This window comes from Pseudomonas sp. AGC41, assembly GCF_057334555.1.
Window position 1 is genome coordinate 1 of the sequence record NZ_JBHFJB010000081.1, and the last position, 22,209, is coordinate 22,209.

Genomic DNA, 22,209 nt, shown 5'->3' on the forward strand with positions numbered 1-22,209 from the left:
AATCGCGCAAATCGCCGGCATGATCCAGGGCATCGTTTCGACGCTGGCGGCCGTCGCGTTGGTGGCCGTGGTCGGGGTGCAAGTCATTGGGCCGATGGTCAGCGCCGTCGCCTCGAAACTGGCGTCGGTGGTCGCCCAGGCCGCGCCCGCCGCGATGCAAGCGATGAAGCAAATGGCAACCTCGGTCGGCAACACGCTGACCCAAATGCTTTCTCAATTGCGCGGTTTCATCACCAACGGCGCCGATCCGGTCACGCTGGCGCGTTACGCCGCGAACCTGGAAATCGCCCAGGCCGTCACCGAGTTCGGCAATGTCGCGGTGCAGGGCGGGTTGCAGATCAAGAGCGGCCAGCACCAGGCCCAGGCGGCCGTGCACTTGGCCGACGTGCGGGTACGCATGGCCATCAGCGAGGAAATCAGCGGCTACCTGACTCAGGTGGTCGAGAACTATGGGCAGGCGATGCAGGAGCGAACTCGGCAAATCGAGCATTTGTTTGCCGATATGCAACGCAGCCACTCGGTCAGTTTGCAGATGGTCCGGCATGTCTAACATCATTCTTGAAAGGTATTTCTAATGAGCGCTATCGTCGCGGCGAACAGGGGCACTCCCACCGTCATTGAACACGATCGGACTAATGACGCAGGGTTGAGCGAGTTAATCGCCCAAGAACAATTTTCGAAAGATCGCAAAGGTCAGGCCCTTTCAAACTCTCCAATATTCGACAAGATCACCGCACGGCAAGTGCTCCAGAACGGCAACGGCACCGTGCCTTCGGCTGCAGAACTCGAACGTGCAATCGATGCGTATCAACCCACGGAATCGGATTGGGAGGACTTCGGCGTGGCGTTGCTGATGGTCAGCGACGAAGTACGCAACGAGCTGGCCTTCGATCCAGGCGCCTGGGAGAAACACGCCAACGTGTTGGTGGCTGCGATCATCGCCTTGAACATCGCACGGGTCGCCAATGCGCAATTGCGCGGCCATTTCAGTGTCATGGCCTCCGACGCGGCCATTGTCGAGTCTGGCAAGGCGGCGCTGAACAGCGCCATTACCGCTGCCGTCGTCTCTGGCGCCATCGCTGGGTTCGCCATGGTCAAGACCTTCCAGGGCCAGACGCTCAAGCATGCCGACATCGACCTGCACCGGCGTAACGCCATGGACGCCGGCCTCCTCGAACGCGACCTCAAGCTGGAGCGCAATCGCAATGAGTGGAACCCGGACACCACCTACAAAATCAAGACCCTGGATGATTTCGGCCGCCCGGCCACCGTCGACTTCAAGCCCAACGGCTCGACACTGACGGACAAGAAACAGGCCTGGTTCGACGGGGAAATCCTCAAGGCCGAGAAGGTCGGCCAGACCTCCGACTGGCTGAGCCAGATGGGCAGCAAAGGCATCGAAAAGAAACTGGAAATCGGCCGCGCGCTCAATGCCATGTCGATGAGCATGAGCCAGGTGGTGGCGAACATCGTGCGCATGAACGAGCACGCCGCCCGTGAAAAAGAAGTGTTGATGCAAAGCGCGCAGAACAGCCAGAAGAGCCTGAGTGACGAGATTGGCCAGAAAGACGCGGCCGAGGCGGCGTTGTTGCAGAAACTGATGGAGATGGTGATGCAGCTGTTTCAATGGCGTAGCGATGTTATCCGTGCCGTGACGGCGTAAAGGGGGGAGCGGTCTATGGAAATCAATCAATCCATTCGTTCGCCAATCGTTCTGCTGCCGAACGTCGAGGCCATTGCGAATACCCCGACGCCTGCGGACGTACCCGCTGAGATTCTAACGGTCAGTTCCTTGACGCATTTGCTCGACAGGTCCATGAACGCGATGAACCGCAGCCTTGGCCATTTGCTCAGGTGCCCGTCATTCATCGCCAAGCCGCTGGAAGGCACGGCCACCGAGTCCGCATCGCAACACCTCATCGCGGATTTTGTCGAACAGATCTACGCCAAACGTGACCGGGCGCAAATGTGGGCCGTGCAGGTGCGCCAGTGCAGTGCCGTGATGACCCACAGCCAGAGCACAGGGCTCTTGGATGAAAGTCAGCGCCAGCAGCTCAATGAGGAACAAAGCAAGATCCTTCGCGCCCTCCAGGAACATCTGGAAGAGAAGAAGCCCCATGAGATCGCGGAGGCTTTGGATGCGACGATCAACTCATCGAATGACTTCTTCGACAAACTGCTCGAACTGATCGACCTGATCAAGAACGGTTACCTGGCGGGCTACGAGCACATCATTGCGGCTTATTCGGACTTTTTTTCCGACTTCAACAGCGAAATCACCGCGATGATGAAGGATTGGATCGAAGGCGTGGACGACGGCAAGGAGGTCAAGTTGAATGTGGGCGCGTTGCGCAATGCATTGGATAGACTGATCGCAAAATATTCCCTACCCAACTCCGCTGCCATCCTCTTTCCCAAACCACCTGAAACAGGTGCCACTAAGGAAGAGGCAGAAAACTGGCTCAAGGCACTGGGCCTACCTGCGAGTTGCCTCAAGCAGAATCCCGCCCCGAACGGTCCTTGGTGTGTCGTCATCGACACCGGGCCCCTGACAACGATGAAAGGTAGTCTGCCAGCGGGCAGCGGCACGGTGACCTGGGATACCGCCAAATTCAACGCCTGGCAAACCGGCTTCAACGCCCAGGAGGAACGCATGAAGAACATGCTGCAGTCGTTTACGCAGAAGTATTCGAATGCCAATTCTTATCATGACAATTTCAATAAAACGTTGTCGGCGCATTTGAATCAGTTTGCGGATATGTTGCGGGCGATGTTGAATTTTTGATAAATGTCAAAATAAGCAATTCATTTCGGTGTTAACTGTGGATCTGTTTTCAGTTGGTGAATAACTAGTTTTTGGTCGTGGGCTAAACGTTGAATAATGTAAGTGCTGTGTGTGATGTTGGGCGACAGGTCATTCAGGTGTTGTCGATTGTTTTTAATGCGCGCTATCAGATTGATCTGGACTCTCGACTGGTTGAGGATTTGCATGTTGATTCTTTGGATGTCGTTGAAATTGTCATGGCGCTGAATGAGGAATTCGGTATCGAATTAACTGAGGAGATGGTGGCGAAATGGAGAGTTGTGAGAGATATTGGCTGTTGGGTTGTTTTTTGTAAGCAAGAGGGGGAGGGCTAAGTGTGTTGGGATGATAGTCTTGGTGGAAGAGTTGAGTTGGTGGTTGATGGGGTCATGGAGGCCTTAAAAACTAACTATGGTGTGAGCGATATATTTGTTGATGAATTTAATGCGATTAGCTTGAAGCTGGAAGATGAACTTTTTTTCTATCTGGAGGTTCGCTCTGTAACTTCAGTTGTTATGTTTTTTTTACTGCGATTGCCAGTCGTTATGACGGAAGCGGAAATCTATTTGGCTAATGAGGTCGTCCAATCTCAAATAAATGGAGTGGTGGGTGGTGTGGTGCAATTACCCGACGGTGAGCTGGTCTACTTTAATATGATTGAGGAAGAGGTAGGCGGTGAGCTGTTGTTGGATGTGCTGAGTGTAATGGTTGATCGTTGGGAAGATGTTGTGGTTTGTGTTGGTGCGGTTAATTACTGAAGGTGAGGTTTGTTATGCTTAATGTATCATCAGCTTTTTCTCTATCGCGGGCGTCAAGTTTAACTTGTCTGGCTGTTGACGTTCGGGTCAATATCTTTGGCGGTGCGAATGTTACCTCGGTAGAACAGCGTGAAAAACTAAATGCTATTGCTGGGTACCTAAAGGAACAAGGAAAGCAGTTGTCGAAAGCCTCAAATGAAGGCTTTAGGGTGCGTTCTAATTCTACCAATCTACCGTCAAAAACTATTCGGGACTTAAGGGTGCGAAAGCAGGAGAAAAATTTAAATGTGTTCGATCACAACCCTTATAAAGACAAGGCCAGTGAGAACAAGAAGCTTGAACTGATTGTCGGAAAAAATCTGAGCTGCAACGCCGAGCTTGCTTCGATTGCAAAAACGATCAGGGAAGTGACAGGAAGTCCGATGAGGTTCGCTGATTTCTCTCAGCGGCAACAAGAGAAAATCATAGAGGAAAGTTCTCATATTGGAGGCGCCAAAGAGTTAATGGCCGATATGGATACATTGGATGCTCATGTTTTAGCGACTCTGGTGAAGGCTGAAAGCGAGGAGTATGACCTCGGCGACATGGAACGGAGGAAATGTATGTTCAATCACGTTCGCTCACCGGATAACCCAATTTACCCTTGGAATAGTCATCGATTTGATCTAGAGGTTTTTGAGGTGGTGAATCCTATACAATACACCGAAAATATTCGCAATCTTATTGCCGACAGGTGGGGTGAGCTTCTTGCTAAAACGGAAAATGTCGAAAATTATCTATTTAATGAGCTGGGAATTTCATCTGTAAATTTGCAGGACGGTATTTTGAATATAATTCAAGGTCTCGATGGGGCTGACAGAAAAAAATTACTGAAAGACGTTTTGCATATTAACTGGAGTACGGAGACGTTCGTTGAAGATGAAAAAAATGATCGTGCGACCAACCCGTTAGGTGCTGAGTTTCGACAACACACTACAGGTGCGAGGACGAACGTTGTCAGAGTCTCGGATAAAGAGGATAAAAATGTCAATAAATGGGTTTACGAAGCAATCGTGTACGGTAAGCCGGTTACGTCTGGGCCAAGTGGGCATACACTTCGGTACTTGAATCATTATGCTATGTGCAGTGAAATGCATAATTTGTCAAATTCAATACTTGAAAAAATGCCTTCACTACAGGAGGCGAGGCTAGTCATGCTCGCGAATTTGATGGCTCCGAAAGATCATCACTCCTATCATGAGATAATGCTTGCTTCCATAGGTGTGTTCAATGGGGAGGAGGTTCTGGAATACAATAACAAAGACTCGTATGCTGACATCGCTTCCACACCTATTGGGGCTGCTGCGTTAGAAATTGCAAAAGCTGAAATGTCCTGAATATTGCCTCCTCTAAGTATGTCAATGTGCGTTTGAGTTGGATTGTTGCTAAATAATTCAATGTGTGGGCGTTGACTTTTATATGCGTGGAGGATGGTATGGCTTTATTGGGGGGCGCTTCTATATAGGAGTCTGCTTAACCCAGGCTTGACCTACAGTCTATGTCGTATTTTCCTACGTCAATATATCTGAAGTTCCTACGGAATCCTGCCACACATCTTCCTATAGTCACGCAGCTCGCCATCCCGAGCCTGTCTCCCCGACAGGCTCAATCGCGCTTCAGTAACTTTCTATAGAGAAGTCTCACCGTATGGACAGTGCAACTGATCAAACCCCAGTCAAGTCGTTCGTTTTTGACCACTGGCTACTGCAAAGCGACGGAACGCTGATGCGAGATGGACAAGGAGTTCATGTTCCACCCAAAGAATTGCACGTGCTGCGCCTGCTGTTGAAATCGGCGGGCACGGTCGTGAGTAAGGATTATTTGCTGGACCAGGTCTGGCCGCGGATGGATGCGGCGGAGGAGTCGTTGACCCGGTGTATCTACGCCTTGCGCAAGTTGTTCAAGGAGAACAAGGATTACATCGCCACGGTGTATGGCCAGGGCTATCGGTTCACCGGTTCGGTGGTCGAGCTCGATGTGACGAGCCAGGCGAGGGCGGTGGCGCCGTCGTTGGCGGTGTTGCCTTTGCGCAATCTGGACGAAATCGCCGCGCTGGATCTGCAAGACCTGATGATTCGCCAGCTGACCACGGCGTTCGGCGAGGCGTTGCATGTCATTCCCTCTGGGGTGATCACGGCCTGCGGGGCTGCGGATGATGTGCGGTCGTTGGCTGGGCGGTTGTCGGCGGATTATTGCTTGAACGGGCGTTTTATCGGCGCGGGTGGGTTGCAACACTGGTCGGTCGAGTTGATTCGTGGCAGCGATCAGTCTCTGTTGCATGGGCAGACGCTGGATGCCTGTGATCTTGGGGAGGCGCTGGGCGTGTTGACGAGCCTGGTTGCCCAGCGTGTACCCGGGTTGCGTCCGGTCGGTGATCGCTGCGGGTCCTATTCGGCGGCGGTGGCGTATCTCAACGGGTTGTGCAGCGTGCAGCAGCACACGGCGCAAAGCCTGCGCGATGCCCTTGTATTGTTCAGGCAGTGTTTGAAACTCGACGCCGGATACGCGCCGCCCTGGTGTGGCTTGGCGGATGTGTGGCTGGGGCGGGCGATGATGGGCCTGGGTGACCCGGAGCGCGCCATCGAAGAGGCGCATGCGGCGGTTTCCAGTGCGTTGACGCTGGACCCCGCCAGCATCCCCGCACTGACGCGCCTGGCGTTGCTCACCAGTTTGCGTGGCTGCGAGCAGGCAGCCCAGGTGTTGTTCCGGCGCTGCCTGCTGTCGGCCGATCAGGTCGACGTGCTGTACTTTCATGCCTGGCATCACTGGTTCTGGCGGCGCAACGAGCAGGCGCTGCAGATACTCGAACAATGCCTGGAGCATGATCCGGACTGTGTCCGGGCGCAGATCCTGCGGGTGCGCGTTCACGAGCAACTGACGTGGATCGGCGAGAGGCGCCTGGCATGAAGCGGCGCCGGAAAACCTGGCTGTGCCTGCCGGTGTATCTTGGCCTGGGATTCGGCATGGCCCAGGCGCACGCCTGGTGCTGGAACAAGGCGGGGCAGATGCATGCCATCGAACCCGAACTGCTTCAAGCGATTGCCGATGTCGAATCGGGCCTGCGCTCTGACGCCATCAATCACAACCGCAACGGCACCCGCGATATCGGGCTGATGCAGATCAACAGCATTCATCTGTCACGCCTCAGTACCGAGGGGATTACCGAGCAGCGCCTGCTGGATGAGCCTTGCCTGTCGGTGGAAGTCGGTGCGTCGGTGCTCGCCGGATTTATCGCCCGCTATGGCTATAACTGGACGGCAGTCGGTGCTTATAACGCCGGCAATTCTCCCCACCGTCAAGCTGCGCGGCTGCGCTATGCGCGTAAGGTCTGGCAGCGCTACCAGGTGATCACTCGCGGGCGAGAGTGACGGCGTCATGAACAGGGGCGGTGCAGGATTCTGATCCTTTGCGGCAGGCCATCGGCAGAATTGGATCAGGAATTGCCCGGCCGCCCCTTCTAACCTACCCGCTCATTCGACCTTCCTGGAGTTTGGACGGTGACAGTCCCGACGGCCCCCCCATTACAACCCTGCGTCCTGCGGATCCTCAACGGTCCGTTGCAGGGTTGCGAGTTTCCGCTTGGCGAGGGCACGACCCTGTTCATCGTCGGGGCCTTGGCGATGTGGGGGGATGGCGCACGTGCCGCCAGCGTTCCGGCGGATGCCATTTTTATTCCCCTGGAGGAAGGTGGCTGCAACTTCGAGGTGCTGGCCGACCAAGCCACGCCGGACGGTGTGCCGGTGCGATTGCTCGGTGACTCGGTCGAAATGCGCCACTGTGCGTTCCAGGCCAGGGTGCAGCTTGGCGGGTTGCAAGTGGCCCTGCGCCCTGGGGATCAACCCTGGGCGCCTGAATGCCTCGCTCAGCCACAGAACAGCCCACGCGCTGGTGGCGCTGCCATTCGCTGGCCTGATGCCCGTTGGACCCGATGGGGCGGCGGTGCCCTGGCGCTGGTTGCGTTGGTCGTGACGGTCAGCATTGGCTCGATGCCGGGGCCGGCGCCCGAAACCGATATTCAAGCCCTGATCGCCGGCGCCGGTGCGCCGGTCCAGGTGCTGCGCGGTCGTGACGATGGGGTTTATGTCTTCGTGTCTTCGGAGCGCGATGCCGGCTGGAGCCGACAGGTGCTGGCGCGCCACGCCAGCCTGCACGGCAAGGTCCTGCTGCCGGATCAGGAGCGGCGTCGGCTGGAGCAAGTACTGGTTGATCACGATCCGCAATTGGCCTGGCATTTTCTCGATCTCAAGGAACCGTCGCAGCCGCGCCTGCTGCTCAGCGCGCAACGCAACCTGCTGACGCCCGACCAGCAGGCCAAGCTGCTCGATGTGCTGCTCGCGGCGGCACCTTATGCCCGCGACGTGGTGGTGCAGATGCAGGACGACGCGCTGCTCGCTGATCTTGCGCAGGGCGGTTTGCAGCGTCTGGCTCTGGCCTTCAGCCGGGTCGAACATGAAGACGCGGTCTCGTTCGCCATCGAGGGCAACTTGCAAGACGCCGAATTGGCTGCCGCACGCCAGTACGTCGACGATTTCTACCGGCAGTGGGGGGATCGCTACGTGCATTTTACTGTTGCACTCAAGGACGACGCGCTCAAGGGCAAGTCGTTCCAAACCGGCCCGCAGGGCTACGTCAAGACGAGCCCTTCGTCCTGGCATTTTCCAAACAACCAGAATAGGTGACCGATGCCTGGTATTCCGATCATGTTCCCCGTATTTCCCGACGATTTTCTCGGTGAGCAGGCCGCTGCGTTCGAGCGTGGCGCCCAAGGCCTGAAAGATGCCCTGGACCAAGCGCTTGAGGATCTCAAGCTCGACGCCTCGGACCCTGGAAAACTGGCGGCGTACCAGACCGCGTTCTCCTCCTACACGGTATTTCGCAACGCCCAGACCAACACGATCAAGGGCTTCAAGGATATCGACATGGCGATCATCCAGGCGGCGCGCTGACGCTTTCCCTTTCGACTGGCCATTGTTCGTGACAATGGCCCTTTGCATGAGTGCATCGTATGTCCATCCAGAGTCTTGACCTGTCGCTTATCGCAGGCTCCGCCTTCGTTGAATTGCGTGGCCCGCAGGAAGGTCCGGTTGTTTCACTTGAATCGCGCTTGATCGAAGCATTTGCCGGTTCGGCAGTCGATAGCCAGCAGGAGGTCTCGGCGATCAATCAGTTATTGCAGCGCCCGGATATCACCGACCCTGAAGTGCTGGCGCAGTTGCAGGAACTGACGGGGCAATACAACGTGGATATCAACTTGCTCAACGTGCTGGTGCGCAAAGCCGTGGGCACGGCAGAAACCCTGTTGCGGGCATCATGAAGACGAGCGTCCTGGTGCTGCTGTTGTGCCTGGTGCTGGCGGGGTGTCGCCAGCCGAACCTGCTGGAAGGGTTGGATCAGCAGCAGGCCAATGAAGTGCTGTCGGTGTTGCAACGCAACAACATTGCGGCGGTGAAAGTCGACACTGGCAAAACCGGCTATGCGGTGAAAATCGACGCCCTCGATTTTTCCGCGGCGGTCGATCTGCTCAATCTTTATTCGTTGCCTTCCCGGCCGCGCTTGCAAGTGTCCGAGATGTTTCCTGCCGATTCCCTGGTGGCTTCGCCCCGCGCGGAAAAAGCCCGGTTGTATTCGGCGCTGGAGCAGCGCATCGAACAGTCGCTGGGTGTGCTCGAAGGCGTGGTGTCGGCTCGGGTCCATGTCAGTTATGACCTGGATGCCGGCGAGGGCGGGCGCAAGTCGCCGCCTGTCCATCTTTCGGCGGTGGTGCTGCATGAGCGCGATGTCGAACCGCAGTTGCTGATCACCGACATCAAGCGTTTTCTTAAAAACAGTTTTGCGGCGGTGGAGTACGAAAACGTCTCGGTGGTGCTGTCCAAGCGCTCGGCGATCCAGCATGTCGCGCCGTCGGTGGCTGTGACGCGGGGGCATTCGCCGTGGCCGTGGTGGTTGGCGGCGATCAGCGCGGTGCTGTTGGCCGGTGGCGGCGCTTGGGTCTACCACCATTCAAACGCGGGACGGCGTGATGTCGGAGCTTGAGTTGCTGGAGCGAATTCTCGTCGAGCCCTTGGGGTATCTGCACCCTCGGCGTCTGGTTGTACCGGCGGGGTTCGACGGAATCGAAGCCCATGCCGTGCTCAACCGCATCGTGCTCGAAGGGCTGGAACTGCAAGGCCCGTGGCCTTCGATGCCGTTGACCGGCGTGGCAAAACAATGGGTTCGCCATTGGCGGCAACTGCCTTATATCGCCCTGTTGATGGGCGCTTATCGCCTGATGCCCGACCTGGCGCGCGGCGCGGTGCTGCTGGGCTTGCCCGGGGCGGTTCGCCGGTTCGCCAGCTTTGACCTGGGTCCGCGAGGCGGCCCGCCGATCGAGCGCGCAAAGGTTTCAGTGGAGCAGGTCGAAGCGGCCGGCCTCAATGCGTTGTGGAGTTGGCACGAGTACGTCCCTCGCCTTTTGCTCGAACGCCTGGACTTGCAGTTTTGCGAGACGGTTGTTGGTTTGCATCGGCAATGGCCCGTTACTAAACCTGATCCAACCTTGTTCTTTTTGGCGGTGCAGCATGCTCGACTCCATCCGAACCCTGACTGATTTACCCATGGGCGATGACGTGCGCCTGGCTCGCGAAGACATCGCTGCCGCGCGGCGTCGTCGGCGCTTGCAGCTGGAGGCCCAGCGCCGTGCACGGGAGTGTGTCGAGCAAGCGCACTGCGACGCGCAGGCGGTGCATGCGCAAGCGTTTCAACAGGGCTACGCCGAAGGCATCCTGCGTGCGAGCGAACATCTGGCTGAAGGCCTGCTGAATTCGCAAACCCTGGGATTGCAATTGCGCAACGATCTGGCGCGGGCCGCCGGTGATCTGCTCGGGCAAGCCTTGAGTCGCCCCGAGTGGCTGGCTGAAATGCTGGAGCGCTGGCTGGCCGGGCAGCCGGGTGACTCGGGCGCAGTCCTGCACCTGCTGATGCCAACGCATTGTCGTCCGCGCGGCCACGCGCTGCGTGAGAGCGTGGGCAGGCGGTGGAACGGCGAGCTGATCCTGGAATATCACCCGCAAGACCGTTATGTGCTGCGGTTGGCAGATCAACTGCTGGAATTCGACGTCGAGGCGACCCGGGAACGGCTGGCGCCCCGGTTGCTGGCGGGCCTCGCCAACCTGCCGGAAACGGTGCGCGCCCTGGACGAGGCCTCAAGACAGGCACTCGCGGAGGTGTGCTCCAGCTTCACCGATTCAGTACCCACCGACCCTACCGAGGTTTGCCTTGAAGATTGAATCCATGATGGTTTCCAGCCTGCTGGATCGCGCCGCGCATGCACCGGTAGAACCGCTGGAATCTCGCCTACTGGCCGCCCGCGAGCAGGCACCTGGCAGCAAACGCCCGGATCCTGAGTTCGAGCACCTTTATCAGTTGCTGTTGGGCATGGAAGGGCAGGGGGAGAAGGCAATTCATGAGTTCCTCCGTACGTTGCGAGGGCCGGATGGCACGACGGCGGCGTACCCCACCGCCAAGGCGTTGATGGCGATCACATTGCAGATTTTGGTGCGATTGAAAGACGAGGGGTTGGAAAATTCGAAGATCTATAAAGAGGTCAGCGGCGCCAATGGGTTGGCGTTCGCGATGGATGTTTTCGTCAAGGGTTTTATGAGGGATGTGTTCCAGCCGATGGGGGATGAGGCTTGGGAGAAGAGTGAGTGGTAAAGAAGGCAAGACGGGCAGTGCTTGCTTGTTAAAGCAAAAGAGAGGGTAAACAGAGATTTCGTGGCGAGGGAGCAAGCTCTCTCGCCACGATTACACGTATTCCACGCGAGCCGATGAATCAAGCGTTTGCTGCAGGATTGGTGCGTTCGTTGACGTAAGTCGTGCCGGGACGTACCGCGATCACGACGGCGGCGACTAGTGCGTTGGCGATATGGTCGACCATTTCTTTGGAAATGGGCAAGGTTGCAAAATAACGGGATGCGCAGATGACGACGGCCATGATTATCTGGCCCACAGAGGTTCGTATCGCATTGGTGGACAGGAGTTGATTGGCCGCCTGTTCGGCGGTGGGCATTCGTACAGAAATGGGGTTGATCCGAAAACCTCCCTTAGACGGTTGTTTTTGGAAGGCGTGCATTGCCTCGCCCATCAGCACTTGGCCGGCGACGTCGGCCCCGGCGTTGTAGACGCCCCGTAATACATCGTGTCCCAGTACCGGGGCCAGGGATTCGACAATTTGCTCGGCCCGGGCCTCAACGGACAGATTTGGATCATGCGGCGTATTGGCCTGTTGTTCTACCCAAGCCGACAGTTGAAAGGCCAAGCCTTCCGTTTCTGACGATGGAGGCTTGTTACCCTGGGCCATGGCATACCCGGCGCCGGAATGCGGAGCGGTGTAGTTCATGGCGGTGAAGGACAGGAACTGGAGCATAGCGTTCAGCATGCCTGCGGCTGCGGTACCGCTGGGGTTGGGTTTTGTATTGTCGCCGGTGGGACAAAACAGGCTCACCAGATCCTGGGCAAACGTGTAGAACAACATTTGCGAGCCGGAGGATGCCAATGCTGGCAGTGCGGAGGGCACGGCTACGGCAGCGGCCAAGGCCAAGGCCGATATTGTGAGGGTGATGAAGCGCGCCACGCGCGTTTCGGCGTTTGCGGTTCCATTGCACTCGTCCCTGATCGCGCCGAGGATGTTCAGCAGTGGCCCCATGCTCTGGACAACCGCGCCGATTACACTGCGCGTCAGCGGCGAAGCGGCATTGGATTGGGACATTTTTTCCAGGGCGAACCCGATGAGTTGCCTGAGCACGGTGAGGGTGCCGGTGACCAAACCGGTGCGCACACTGGAAATGGTCAGGTTGCTGACCCAGCGTCCGAGATCGCCTTCGAATTCGTTGCGGGTCAGTTTGCCTAGGAAATCACTGAGCTGATCAAGGATGGTTTGGGCGCGTTGTATGGATGTGTCGGAATCTGACAAATGGGTTGAGCCTTCGAAAGTACTCAGGTCAATGCTCTCAAAATCATCATCGTTGCAATGCGTGCCATCGGCATCGCCGTTTATCTTCGATTCGATGCCTTCAATGAATGCATGAACGCGCATGTCGGCGTTATTTTTTAGCTCTATAGTGATTTCCTTGAAATTCTCCCCGAGGTCCGTCAGTGCGGTTGCTATGTCTTGCGATGAGAGTTGGCTTCTCTGCTCGACAGGGATGGTTTCATTGAGTATGTCGATAATGATGTCAGAGGAATTCTCCTTCATATCGATGGTGGTGTGTTCTTGAGGGCGAACGGGCTCGCTTGAAATGAATCGTGTGGTAGGTGCGTTTATGGATGGTTGAAGCATATGCTGATCCTGCGTGACGAAGGGCTAATGGGGTTCCTGCCATTGCAGTTGCATCGCCCTTTTGCGGGTTTTTGGCCCTTGCAACTATCAAATAACGCTCCCAGGCAAGGACCGCGGCGCATCGCCCTCTGGATCGAACCAGGAATCAAAGCGTTTCTCGCCGCTGATGCTCCTGCTCGGTATAATCCCGTCACTTTTTATCGCCCAGAGCCCACCCACCCATGTACACCTTGGCCCGTGAACTGCTGTTCAAACTTTCCCCGGAAACTTCCCATGATCTGTCCCTGGACCTGATTGGCGCGGGTGGACGTTTGGGGCTCAACGGGTTGCTGTGCAAGGCTCCGGCAAAACTGCCGGTGACGGTCATGGGCCTGGAGTTTCCCAACCCGGTCGGCCTGGCTGCCGGCCTGGACAAGAACGGCGCGGCCATCGACGGGTTCGCCCAGCTGGGGTTCGGCTTCGTTGAAATCGGCACCGTGACGCCGCGTCCGCAGCCGGGTAATCCCAAGCCACGGCTGTTCCGTTTGCCCCAGGCCGAGGCGATCATCAACCGCATGGGCTTCAACAACCTGGGCGTCGATCATCTGCTGGCCCGTGTGGCCGCGGCCAAGTACAAGGGTGTGCTGGGAATCAACATCGGCAAGAACTTCGACACGCCGGTGGAGCGCGCCGTCGACGATTACCTGATCTGCCTGGACAAGGTCTACGCCCATGCCAGCTATGTGACTGTCAACGTCAGTTCGCCGAACACGCCGGGGCTGCGCAGCCTGCAGTTCGGCGATTCGCTCAAGCAACTGCTGGCCGACCTGGCCCGGCGTCGCGCGGAACTGGCCGTGACGCACGGCAGGCATGTGCCGCTGGCGATCAAGATTGCTCCGGACATGAGCGATGAAGAAACCGCCCAGGTGGCCCAGGCCTTGATCGAGACCGGCATGGATGCGGTGATTGCAACCAACACCACGCTGGGCCGCGAAGGCGTAGAAGGCCTGGTGCACGGTGACGAGGCGGGCGGCCTGTCTGGCGCGCCGGTGCGTGACAAGAGCACGCACACGGTGAAGGTGCTGGCCGGCGAATTGGCGGGGCGCTTGCCGATCATCGCGGCGGGCGGGATTACCGAAGGTCGGCATGCCGCCGAGAAAATCACGGCAGGGGCGAGCCTGGTGCAGATTTATTCCGGATTCATCTATAAGGGCCCGACGTTGATTCGCGAGTCGGTGGATGCGATTGCGGCGTTGGGTTGATTAACCCTTTCTTGAAGGCGAAGCAGACCCCCTGTGGCGAGGGAGCTTGCTCCCGCTGGACTGCGCAGCAGTCCCAAACCCATCACCGTGGTGTGCCAGGCTGATACCCGTCAGCTTTTATGGGGTTGCTGCGCAACCCAGCGGGAGCAAGCTCCCTCGCCACAGGTTTTGTCATGACCATAAAAAGGGCTCCTCTAGGGAGCCCTCTGGGCCGTAGCCCGCCGCCCGGATGGGACGTGCGTGGTTAAATCGATGTGAATGTCAGATTGTCGGGTTTTTGATTATCAGGGCCCTGTGTCAGCCGACGGCGTGAAGTTCGTTGAGTCTGTGGATACCCGCAGTGCCGGTCATACCGTCCCAGTTGTCGCCGCGTCCTTCTCGCCAGCCGTTGATCCAGGCTTGACGTACCGACGGTAGAGTAAAGGGGCAAAGCTCACGGGATTTACCACCAACGCCATATTGGTAACCGCGTAAAAATGCTCTTTCCAACGGATCACGCTTAAGTCTTCTCATAGGGTGTTGCCCTCACTTGTTGACTGTTGCTTAGCGTCGACCTCTATCGAGGCCGGGGCAGAATCATTCTGCCGTTGGTGGCTCGTTGCCGGCGTGACGAGCCAAGGGTGTTGACGCCGTTGCGACGTCAACCTGTGGTGAGTTCTAACCAAAGCGTCACATGGATGGAATGATCGTTTTGTCATAAGCACGTAACAAGAAAGATGTTAGAGCGATAAGTAACATGACGTTCAGCGCCCGCTTTTGCCCCGGACCCCTGTATGATCAGCCCTGCGCAGAAGGGCGGTCGCCGATCTTGAATGAGAATGTCCTCCCGTTGCACTGGGGTACTATTCGACGAAAGGGACAACTTTTCACAATTTGTTGCACAGAATTTTCTAGCTGTCCTCGCATCCAAGCTCTTTGAACCTGAGCGGCGAGGACGGAACGGCACACGTTCGTGCCATGCGGGTGCTCTTGAGAAAAGCACCTGATTGAACCCGGCCGGCAATGCGTTGCCCGGCCCACTTAGCCAAAGGCTCTGAATCCCATGTCCGATCGTTTCGAACTCTTCCTCACTTGCCCCAAGGGCCTCGAAGGCCTGCTTCTCGAGGAAGCCGTCGGGCTTGGCCTCGAAGAGGCGCGCGAGCACACCTCGGCCGTTCGCGGCATCGCCGACATGGAAACGGCCTATCGCCTGTGCCTGTGGTCGCGCCTGGCGAACCGAGTATTGCTGGTGCTCAAGCGCTTCGCGATGAAAGACGCGGAAGACCTGTACCACGGCGTGCTGGACGTCGACTGGCAAGACCACATGCTCGCCGATGGCACCTTGGCGGTCGAGTTCAGCGGTCACGGCTCGGGCATCGACAACACGCATTTCGGCGCCTTGAAGGTCAAGGACGCCATTGTCGACAAACTGCGCACGCCGTCGGGCGAGCGGCCATCCATCGACAAGCTCAACCCGGACCTGCGCATCCATTTGCGCCTGGACCGCGGCGAAGCGATCCTTTCCCTCGACCTTTCTGGCCACAGCCTGCACCAACGTGGCTATCGCTTGCAGCAAGGCGCCGCGCCGCTGAAGGAAAACCTTGCCGCCGCCATCCTGATCCGCGCCGGTTGGCCACGCATTGCCGCTGAAGGCGGGGCGCTGGCCGACCCGATGTGCGGCGTCGGTACGTTCCTGGTCGAGGCCGGGATGATCGCCGCCGACATGGCGCCGAACCTGCGTCGCCAGCAATGGGGCTTTACCGCCTGGCTCGGCCACGTGCCGGCATTGTGGAAAAAACTCCATGAGGAAGCCAGCGAGCGCGCCGCCGCCGGGCTGGCCAAGCCGCCGTTGTGGATTCGCGGCTACGAGGCCGACCCACGGCTGATTCAGCCGGGCCGCAACAACGTCGAGCGTGCGGGCCTGAGCGAGTGGATCAAGATCTATCAGGGCGAAGTCGCCACCTTCGAGCCGCGCCCGGACCAGAACCAGAAAGGCCTGGTGATCTGCAACCCGCCGTACGGCGAGCGTTTGGGCGACGAAGCCAGCCTGCTCTATCTGTACCAGAATCTCGGTGAACGCTTGCGCCAGGCCTGCCTCAACTGGGAGGCAGCGGTGTTCACTGGCGCGCCGGACCTGGGCAAGCGCATGGGCATTCGCAGCCACAAGCAGTATTCGTTCTGGAACGGCGCCTTGCCGTGCAAGTTGCTGCTGATCAAGGTGCTCCCGGACCAGTTCGTCACTGGCGAGCGTCGCACCCCGGAACAACGCCAGGCCGAGCGTGAACAGGCTGTCTACGATCAAACTCCGGAAGTACCGCAAGAGCGCCAGTACAACAAGAATGGCAACCCGATCAAACCGGCCCCGACGCCAGCCCCGGTGGTCGAGCAGGCGCGGTTGAGCGAAGGCGGGCAGATGTTCGCCAATCGCCTGCAGAAAAATCTCAAGCTGCTGAGCAAGTGGGCCAAGCGTGAGGGCGTCGACTGCTACCGGGTCTATGATGCCGACATGCCGGAATATTCCATGGCCATCGATCTGTACCACGATTGGGTGCACGTCCAGGAATACGTCGCGCCGAAGTCCATCGATCCGGAAAAAGCCTCGGCCCGGTTGTTCGATGCGCTGGCGGCCATTCCCCAGGCGCTGAATGTCGACAAGAGCCGTGTCGTCATCAAGCGGCGCGAGCGCCAGAGCGGCACCAAGCAGTACGAAAGGCAGAGCGCCCAGGGCAAGTTCACCGAGGTCAATGAGGGGGGCGTGAAGCTGCTGGTCAACCTCACCGATTACCTCGACACCGGGTTGTTCCTCGATCACCGGCCAATGCGCTTGCGGATCCAGAAAGAGGCCGCCGGCAAGCGTTTCCTCAACCTGTTCTGCTACACCGCCACCGCCAGCGTCCATGCCGCCAAGGGCGGCGCGCGCAGCACTACCAGCGTCGACTTGTCCAAGACCTACCTGGATTGGGCACGGCGCAACCTGTCGCTCAACGGTTTTTCCGACAAGAACCGCCTGGAGCAGGGCGACGTCATGGCGTGGTTGGAAGCCAGTCGCGATGAGTACGACCTGATCTTCATCGATCCGCCGACGTTCTCCAACTCCAAGCGCATGGAAGGCGTGTTCGACGTGCAGCGCGACCATGTGCAGCTGTTGGACCTGGCCATGGCGCGCCTGGCGCCGGGCGGCGTGCTGTATTTTTCCAACAACTTCCGCAAGTTCCAGCTCGAGGACAACCTGGGCGAACGGTATGCGGTGGAGGAAATCACCGCCAAGACCATCGACCCGGATTTTGCCCGCAACAGCAAGATTCACCGCGCCTGGAAAATCATGGCGCGCTGACCGGCGTTTGATTGGATCCATGCAGGCCTTGAAATTCAAGGCTTGCAGGCGTTTTTGGGACTGGCAAAAGTAATGGCAAATAGCTATAACTAAGACTGTGGTCGGGGCTGTACCTATGCCTGATCCCTTTCTGGGTTATGTGTATGGCATTACATCAGGTGCGTCCCAGGATCCTGGGCTTTATCAGCGAAGATGTTTCGGCATGGTTAGTGGCTTGCATCGTCTTGATGGCGGGCCTGCTGTTGACCGGCTTGTTGGCCTGGGGCACGTTGAAGCAGTTCAACCAGCAATTGCGCCAACGCTTCGAACTGCTCGCTGAAGAGCGCTATAGCCGCCTGGAAGAACGTTTTCAGGACCAGGAGCAACGTCTCGACAGTCTGAGGCGCTTCTTCGCCAACTCCGCTGGAGTATCCGGCACCGAATTCCACGGCTATACCGAAGCACTCTTGCGGCGTACCCGGGCCTTCGCCTGGGCGCCTCGGGTGCTGCGGGGTGAGCGCCAGGCATTCGAGCAACAGGCACGAGCCGAAATATCCGATACCTTTACCATTCGTGAGCGAGACGAGGCCGGAGCCCTGCGCGAGGCCGCTGAACGGGATGAATACGTGCCGCTGCTATACGTCCAGAGCCAGCCATCCTATGGCGCGCCGCTGGGCCTGGATCTGCTTTCGCACTCACTGCGCCGTGTCACGCTTGAACGGGCCCGTCAGCGCAACGCCCTGGTGGTTTCCGAGCCCATTGATCTGACCGGGGGCGATCCGGCCTTTTCCCGTGGTGTCATGCTGGCGGCGCCTGTTCTCAAGCCTCTGGCCAGCGAGCCGTTCGGTTACGTGGTAGCGGCCATCAGCATGCGCCAATTGGTCGCCGATGGGCTGCCGGAGGCGGAGGATGACAATCTGACCATGCGTGTGCTTGATTCCGCCCACGATACCCCTTGGGAAGTCCTGTTCGAAACATCCAACCTACCGGGTAAAGGCGAGCTGTCGGCGGTCCGGATGTTGCGCCTGGCCGATCATGACTTCCGGGTGGAGTTGCGGCCCAGTTTCGCGTTCCTGTCGAACAGTCATTCCAGCGTCGTGAGTGTCAGCGTGTTGGGCGGTCTGCTCAGCCTGCTGCTCAGCGTCTTGCTGTATACGTTGGTCAGCCAGCGGCAGCGAGCCTTGGCGCTGGTGGAACAGCGCACCCGGGAACTGCATGCCCGGGAGTCGGAACTGCGCGGCACCCACGGCCAATTGAAGGGCGTGCTCGACGCCGCGACGCAAGTCGCGATCATCGCCACCGACCTGCGCGGTGTCATCACCACGTTCAATGCCGGCGCCGAGCAGATGCTCGGCTACCGCAGTTGCGATGTGCTGCAGAGCATGACCCTGGAAAGTCTTCACGTTCCGCGTGAGCTGCAGCATCGGGCCGCACAGCTGGCCGTGCGTTTCGGCAAGCCAATCCCGACGTGCCATGCGATGCTGCTCGAAGGCGGTGAGCAGGGCGGCCAGCAGGCTCGGGAGTGGACCCTGGTGCGCCGGGACGGCAGCCACCTGACGGTCAACATGCTGGCCACGCCCGTGCTCGACGACCAAGGCTTGTGGGTCGGGCACCTGGCAATCTGCATCGACGTCACCGAACGCAAGCGCGTCCACGAAGCCTTGGCGGCGAGGGACCTGCTGCTGAAGAAACTCAGCGCCCATGTCCCCGGTGGCATCTACCAGTTCAGGATGGACTTTACCGGCGAATTCAGCGTGATCTATGCCAGCGACGGCATCCGCGACATCTACGAACTGGAGCCTGACGTGCTGGTACGGCACGCCGAAGCGGTGTTCTCACGCATCCACCCGCTGGATAGCGCGCGGGTGCGTGCGTCGATTCGCCTCTCGGCCGATACGCTGAGCCCGTGGCGTGAAGAGTACCGGGTGCAACTGCCGCAGCGCGGGCTGCGCTGGGTACGCGGTGAGGCCACGCCCGAGCAATTGCCTGGCGGCGGTGTGTTGTGGCACGGCTATATCTCCGATATCTCCGACCTCAAGCGCGTGGAAGAGGAGCTGCGGGCACTGTCCATCACCGATGCCTTGACCGGCATTCGCAACCGGCGATATTTCCAGGAGCGCCTGACTTCGGAGATGGTTCGGGTTGAACGGGGCTCCGGCGAACTGGCGGTAATCATGCTCGACATCGATCACTTCAAGCGCATCAACGATCAGCATGGTCACGCGGTGGGTGATCGGGTGTTGCAGGCGGTCTGCCAGCGCATCACCCAACGTCTGCGCCGCACCGACGTATTCTGCCGGCTGGGCGGCGAAGAGTTCGTGGTGCTCTGCCCGGATACGGACAGTGAAAGTGCCTATTCTCTAGCCTTGGGGTTATGGGGCGGCCTGCGGGATTCGCCGATCGACGACGTCGGCACCATCACCGCCAGTTTTGGCATCGCCAGCTGGCGCGTCGGCGAAGGCGCCGATGCGCTGTTGTTGCGGGCCGACTCAGGCGTGTACGCGGCGAAGCAGGCCGGGCGCGATCGGGTCGAGATGCAGTTGGGATAGCCAACTTCGCCCCAAGACACATCTGGCCTTGTGTTGGGGCTGCCTCAGAGCACCGATGCCGTCTGCGGCAGTTTCGGCTGGCGATACAAGTCCAGCAGTACCTGGTCCAGCACGGAGGAGGCGCCCCATGGCTTCGGATCGTTGAGGATCGCCACGACCGCCCAGGTATTGCCGTTGATGTCGCGGCTGTAGCCGGCAATGGCGCGGACCGTGTTCAGGGTACCGGTCTTGACGTGCGCTTCGCCGGCCATGGCGGTGGTCTTGAGGCGTTTGCGCATGGTGCCGTCCGTGCCGGCGATGGGCATCGAGCTGATGAACTCCGCCGCATACGGGCTGCGCCATGCCGCCTGCAGCATCGCTGCCATTTCCCGGGCGCTGACCCGTTCGGCGCGGGACAGGCCGGAGCCGTTCTCCATTACCAGATGCGGCGCAGTGATGCCTTTCTTGGCCAGCCACTGGCGCACCACCCGCTGCGCAGCCTTGGCATCGTCACCGTCTGCCTCGTTGCGAAATTCTGCCCCGAGGCTCAGGAACAGTTGCTGGGCCATGGTGTTGTTACTGTATTTGTTGATGTCGCGGATGATTTCCGCCAGATCCGGCGAGAACGCTCGGGCCAGCAGTTTGGCGCTCTTCGGCGTCGCGGCCAGGCGGTCGCTGCCCTGGATGCTGCCACCCAGCTCTTTCCAGATCGCTCGCACGGCGCCAGCGGTGTAGGTGGCATGGTCGAGCAGCGACAGGTAGGTCTGGGAGCTGCAACCTTCGCCGAGTTGACCGCTGACGGTCACGGTCATGCTGCCGTCCGCCTGGGCCACCGGGTTGTAGCGCACGCCACCGGTGCATTGCTTGGAGTTGGCGGCCTTGACCACATTCTCGATGCGGATGCTGGCGATGGGCGGTTCGACCGATATCAGCACCCGGCCAGCGTCATTGCGGGCGACGAAGCGCAGCGCCTTGAGGTTGACCAGCAGCGAATCGGGCTTGACCAGAAAGGGTTTGTTTTCGTCGTTGCCGTCGTCGTTGAACTCGGGCAACTGCGGCTGGATGAAGAAGCTGCGGTCCAGCACCAGGTCGCCGGTAATCTGCTGCACGCCGTTGGCCCGCAGGTCACGCATCAACAGCCAGAGCTTTTCCATGTTCAGCTTGGGATCGCCGCCGCCCTTGAGGTACAGGTTGCCGTTGAGAATGCCGCCGCTGAGGGTGCCGTCGGTGTAGAACTCGGTTTTCCACTGATGGTTCGGCCCTAACATTTCCAAGGCTGCGTAGGTTGTCACCAGCTTCATGGTGGACGCCGGGTTCACCGAGACATCGGCGTTATACAGCGTCGGGGTGCCGGGGCCATTAAGCGGCACCAACACCAGGGACAGGGCATTGTCTTGCAGTTTGCTGTTCTTCAGGGCCTTTTGCACATTCGGCGACAGGGCGGTGTTGATGGTGGCGGCTTGAGTGATGACAGGCAGGGCCAAAGGAAGAAGAAGGCTGGCCAGAAGCAATGGGCGCAAAGATTTGATCATGTGAAATAAAACCCTACAGGCGAGGGGAAAAAGAACGAGGGCATGAAAATGAACGCCCTCAACGGTCATGAAAGTGTCGGCATTATGCCCCAAGGCGCAACGGCTTGTGCCGTGCCCAAGCCCAGCGAAGCGGTATTTTTTTACCGGCGGTAAGCGGACTTGCCCGATCAGTCGGGCAATCGACGCACCAAACTGGTAAAGTGCCGGCCGTTATTACTTATGAGGATTGTTCCAATGGCGACTAACCGTTCCCAGCGTCTGCGCAAAAAACTGTGCGTGGATGAATTTCAAGAGCTGGGTTTCGAACTGAACCTGGATTTCAAAGAAGATCTGGCCGATGAGGCTATTGACGCTTTCCTCGACGCTTTCCTGAAAGAAGCCATGGAAGCCAATGGCCTGGGCTATGTCGGCGGTGACGACTATGGTCTGGTCTGCCTGCAGAAGCGTGGCTCGGTGACCGAAGAGCAGCGCGCTGCCGTTGAAGCCTGGCTCAAGGCCCGTCCTGAGCTGACCAGTGTTGAAGTCAGCCCGTTGCTGGACGTGTGGTACCCGGATAAGCCGATCAACAAGGCTTGATGGTCTGAAAAAAACCGGCAACCCGTTCGGGTGCCGGTTTTTTTGTGCCTGGCGGTTGGGTAATTGTTGTCCTTCAGGCCGCTTTCGCGAGCAGGCTCGCTCCCACAGGGGATGTGTGAACACC

Annotated in this window: 22 protein-coding genes; 19 read left to right on the forward strand and 3 right to left on the reverse strand. The window is 58.6% G+C overall.

Translation table 11 applies throughout. From position 1 onward, the window contains the following. From sctE to ACE04F_RS13770, 15 genes are all read left to right on the forward strand, one after another. Positions 1-550: type III secretion system translocon subunit SseC family protein (gene sctE, locus ACE04F_RS13700; protein WP_486107462.1), on the forward strand; the 550-nt coding region annotated here is incomplete at its 5' end. Positions 551-574: 24 nt separating this feature from the next. Next, on the forward strand, positions 575-1,663 hold the full coding sequence (locus ACE04F_RS13705) for a cell invasion protein (RefSeq protein ID WP_486107464.1): 1,089 nt from the start codon (positions 575-577) through the stop codon (positions 1,661-1,663). A gap of 15 nt (positions 1,664-1,678) precedes the next feature. Further along, the gene (locus ACE04F_RS13710; protein ID WP_486107466.1) at positions 1,679-2,785 is read left to right on the forward strand and encodes an IpaD/SipD/SspD family type III secretion system needle tip protein; all 1,107 of its coding nucleotides are present in this window, start codon (positions 1,679-1,681) and stop codon (positions 2,783-2,785) included. 89 nt (positions 2,786-2,874) lie between these two features. Then, the gene (locus ACE04F_RS13715; protein ID WP_486107468.1) at positions 2,875-3,138 is read left to right on the forward strand and encodes a phosphopantetheine-binding protein; all 264 of its coding nucleotides are present in this window, start codon (positions 2,875-2,877) and stop codon (positions 3,136-3,138) included. After that, the gene (locus tag ACE04F_RS13720; protein ID WP_486107470.1) at positions 3,139-3,561 is read left to right on the forward strand and encodes a hypothetical protein; all 423 of its coding nucleotides are present in this window, start codon (positions 3,139-3,141) and stop codon (positions 3,559-3,561) included. 14 nt (positions 3,562-3,575) lie between these two features. After that, positions 3,576-4,937 (forward strand): hypothetical protein, encoded by a 1,362-nt coding sequence (locus ACE04F_RS13725; protein WP_486107472.1) that lies wholly within the window; start codon positions 3,576-3,578, stop codon positions 4,935-4,937. A gap of 310 nt (positions 4,938-5,247) precedes the next feature. Further along, positions 5,248-6,507, forward strand: a complete 1,260-nt coding sequence (locus ACE04F_RS13730; RefSeq protein ID WP_486107474.1) for a winged helix-turn-helix domain-containing protein — start codon at positions 5,248-5,250, stop codon at positions 6,505-6,507. Next, complete coding sequence (locus ACE04F_RS13735) at positions 6,504-6,968, forward strand: transglycosylase SLT domain-containing protein (protein WP_486107476.1); 465 nt, start codon at positions 6,504-6,506, stop codon at positions 6,966-6,968. Before ACE04F_RS13730 ends, ACE04F_RS13735 begins: the two co-directional genes overlap by 4 nt. 129 nt (positions 6,969-7,097) lie before the next feature. Then, a complete protein-coding gene (locus ACE04F_RS13740) occupies positions 7,098-8,279 on the forward strand; it encodes a PrgH/EprH family type III secretion apparatus protein (protein WP_486107478.1) in 1,182 nt (393 codons plus the stop codon). Positions 8,280-8,282: 3 nt separating this feature from the next. After that, the gene (sctF, locus tag ACE04F_RS13745) at positions 8,283-8,546 is read left to right on the forward strand and encodes a type III secretion system needle filament subunit SctF (protein ID WP_258690674.1); all 264 of its coding nucleotides are present in this window, start codon (positions 8,283-8,285) and stop codon (positions 8,544-8,546) included. A gap of 59 nt (positions 8,547-8,605) precedes the next feature. Next, on the forward strand, positions 8,606-8,914 hold the full coding sequence (gene sctI / locus ACE04F_RS13750; protein ID WP_486107480.1) for a type III secretion system inner rod subunit SctI: 309 nt from the start codon (positions 8,606-8,608) through the stop codon (positions 8,912-8,914). Next, positions 8,911-9,633 (forward strand): EscJ/YscJ/HrcJ family type III secretion inner membrane ring protein, encoded by a 723-nt coding sequence (locus ACE04F_RS13755; protein ID WP_486107482.1) that lies wholly within the window; start codon positions 8,911-8,913, stop codon positions 9,631-9,633. Before sctI ends, ACE04F_RS13755 begins: the two co-directional genes overlap by 4 nt. Next, positions 9,620-10,186: a secretion system protein gene (locus tag ACE04F_RS13760; protein WP_486107484.1), complete on the forward strand. Its 567-nt coding sequence runs from the start codon at positions 9,620-9,622 to the stop codon at positions 10,184-10,186. The genes ACE04F_RS13755 and ACE04F_RS13760 overlap by 14 nt, the downstream gene beginning before the upstream one ends. Then, positions 10,158-10,865: an oxygen-regulated invasion protein OrgB gene (locus ACE04F_RS13765; protein ID WP_486107486.1), complete on the forward strand. Its 708-nt coding sequence runs from the start codon at positions 10,158-10,160 to the stop codon at positions 10,863-10,865. The genes ACE04F_RS13760 and ACE04F_RS13765 overlap by 29 nt, the downstream gene beginning before the upstream one ends. A gap of 4 nt (positions 10,866-10,869) precedes the next feature. After that, positions 10,870-11,292: a hypothetical protein gene (locus ACE04F_RS13770; protein ID WP_486107763.1), complete on the forward strand. Its 423-nt coding sequence runs from the start codon at positions 10,870-10,872 to the stop codon at positions 11,290-11,292. Positions 11,293-11,410: 118 nt separating this feature from the next. Here ACE04F_RS13770 and ACE04F_RS13775 read toward each other — a convergent pair whose 3' ends face one another. After that, a complete protein-coding gene (locus ACE04F_RS13775) occupies positions 11,411-12,916 on the reverse strand; it encodes a hypothetical protein (RefSeq protein ID WP_486107488.1) in 1,506 nt (501 codons plus the stop codon). 221 nt (positions 12,917-13,137) lie between these two features. Here ACE04F_RS13775 and ACE04F_RS13780 point away from each other — a divergent pair, with 221 nt between their 5' ends. Further along, positions 13,138-14,157 (forward strand): quinone-dependent dihydroorotate dehydrogenase, encoded by a 1,020-nt coding sequence (locus ACE04F_RS13780; protein ID WP_486107490.1) that lies wholly within the window; start codon positions 13,138-13,140, stop codon positions 14,155-14,157. Positions 14,158-14,454: 297 nt separating this feature from the next. Here the strand turns inward: ACE04F_RS13780 and rmf are convergent, their stop codons facing one another. After that, positions 14,455-14,670 carry a ribosome modulation factor gene (gene rmf / locus ACE04F_RS13785; RefSeq protein ID WP_003223300.1) on the reverse strand — a complete coding sequence of 72 codons (216 nt, stop codon included), beginning with the start codon at positions 14,668-14,670 and terminating at the stop codon, positions 14,455-14,457. A gap of 529 nt (positions 14,671-15,199) precedes the next feature. Here rmf and rlmKL point away from each other — a divergent pair. After that, complete coding sequence (gene rlmKL / locus ACE04F_RS13790) at positions 15,200-17,470, forward strand: bifunctional 23S rRNA (guanine(2069)-N(7))-methyltransferase RlmK/23S rRNA (guanine(2445)-N(2))-methyltransferase RlmL (RefSeq protein ID WP_486107492.1); 2,271 nt, start codon at positions 15,200-15,202, stop codon at positions 17,468-17,470. A 143-nt stretch (positions 17,471-17,613) separates the two neighbouring features. After that, positions 17,614-19,998, forward strand: coding sequence for a sensor domain-containing diguanylate cyclase (locus tag ACE04F_RS13795; protein WP_486107494.1), 2,385 nt, complete (start codon positions 17,614-17,616; stop codon positions 19,996-19,998). Positions 19,999-20,042: 44 nt separating this feature from the next. Here ACE04F_RS13795 and dacB read toward each other — a convergent pair whose 3' ends face one another. Further along, positions 20,043-21,509 (reverse strand): D-alanyl-D-alanine carboxypeptidase/D-alanyl-D-alanine endopeptidase, encoded by a 1,467-nt coding sequence (dacB, locus tag ACE04F_RS13800; RefSeq protein WP_486107496.1) that lies wholly within the window; start codon positions 21,507-21,509, stop codon positions 20,043-20,045. Positions 21,510-21,743: 234 nt separating this feature from the next. On the opposite strand from dacB, the gene ACE04F_RS13805 reads away from it, so the two are divergent. After that, positions 21,744-22,085 (forward strand): YggL family protein, encoded by a 342-nt coding sequence (locus ACE04F_RS13805; protein ID WP_486107498.1) that lies wholly within the window; start codon positions 21,744-21,746, stop codon positions 22,083-22,085. The last annotated feature ends 124 nt before the right edge of the window (positions 22,086-22,209 follow it).

Bases quoted from the DNA above. Each gene is read 5' to 3' on its own strand.
- ACE04F_RS13770 (WP_486107763.1), top strand. From the start codon at position 10,870: ATGATGGTTTCCAGCCTGCTGGATCGCGCCGCGCATGCACCGGTAGAA.
- ACE04F_RS13730 (WP_486107474.1), top strand. From the start codon at position 5,248: ATGGACAGTGCAACTGATCAAACCCCAGTCAAGTCGTTCGTTTTTGAC.
- rlmKL (WP_486107492.1), top strand. From the start codon at position 15,200: ATGTCCGATCGTTTCGAACTCTTCCTCACTTGCCCCAAGGGCCTCGAA.
- ACE04F_RS13765 (WP_486107486.1), top strand. From the start codon at position 10,158: ATGCTCGACTCCATCCGAACCCTGACTGATTTACCCATGGGCGATGAC.
- ACE04F_RS13755 (WP_486107482.1), top strand. From the start codon at position 8,911: ATGAAGACGAGCGTCCTGGTGCTGCTGTTGTGCCTGGTGCTGGCGGGG.
- ACE04F_RS13805 (WP_486107498.1), top strand. From the start codon at position 21,744: ATGGCGACTAACCGTTCCCAGCGTCTGCGCAAAAAACTGTGCGTGGAT.
- ACE04F_RS13725 (WP_486107472.1), top strand. From the start codon at position 3,576: ATGCTTAATGTATCATCAGCTTTTTCTCTATCGCGGGCGTCAAGTTTA.
- ACE04F_RS13710 (WP_486107466.1), top strand. From the start codon at position 1,679: ATGGAAATCAATCAATCCATTCGTTCGCCAATCGTTCTGCTGCCGAAC.
- dacB (WP_486107496.1), bottom strand. From the start codon at position 21,509: ATGATCAAATCTTTGCGCCCATTGCTTCTGGCCAGCCTTCTTCTTCCT.
- ACE04F_RS13780 (WP_486107490.1), top strand. From the start codon at position 13,138: ATGTACACCTTGGCCCGTGAACTGCTGTTCAAACTTTCCCCGGAAACT.
- ACE04F_RS13705 (WP_486107464.1), top strand. From the start codon at position 575: ATGAGCGCTATCGTCGCGGCGAACAGGGGCACTCCCACCGTCATTGAA.
- ACE04F_RS13795 (WP_486107494.1), top strand. From the start codon at position 17,614: ATGGCATTACATCAGGTGCGTCCCAGGATCCTGGGCTTTATCAGCGAA.
- sctI (WP_486107480.1), top strand. From the start codon at position 8,606: ATGTCCATCCAGAGTCTTGACCTGTCGCTTATCGCAGGCTCCGCCTTC.
- ACE04F_RS13775 (WP_486107488.1), bottom strand. From the start codon at position 12,916: ATGCTTCAACCATCCATAAACGCACCTACCACACGATTCATTTCAAGC.
- ACE04F_RS13735 (WP_486107476.1), top strand. From the start codon at position 6,504: ATGAAGCGGCGCCGGAAAACCTGGCTGTGCCTGCCGGTGTATCTTGGC.
- rmf (WP_003223300.1), bottom strand. From the start codon at position 14,670: ATGAGAAGACTTAAGCGTGATCCGTTGGAAAGAGCATTTTTACGCGGT.
- ACE04F_RS13760 (WP_486107484.1), top strand. From the start codon at position 9,620: ATGTCGGAGCTTGAGTTGCTGGAGCGAATTCTCGTCGAGCCCTTGGGG.
- sctF (WP_258690674.1), top strand. From the start codon at position 8,283: ATGCCTGGTATTCCGATCATGTTCCCCGTATTTCCCGACGATTTTCTC.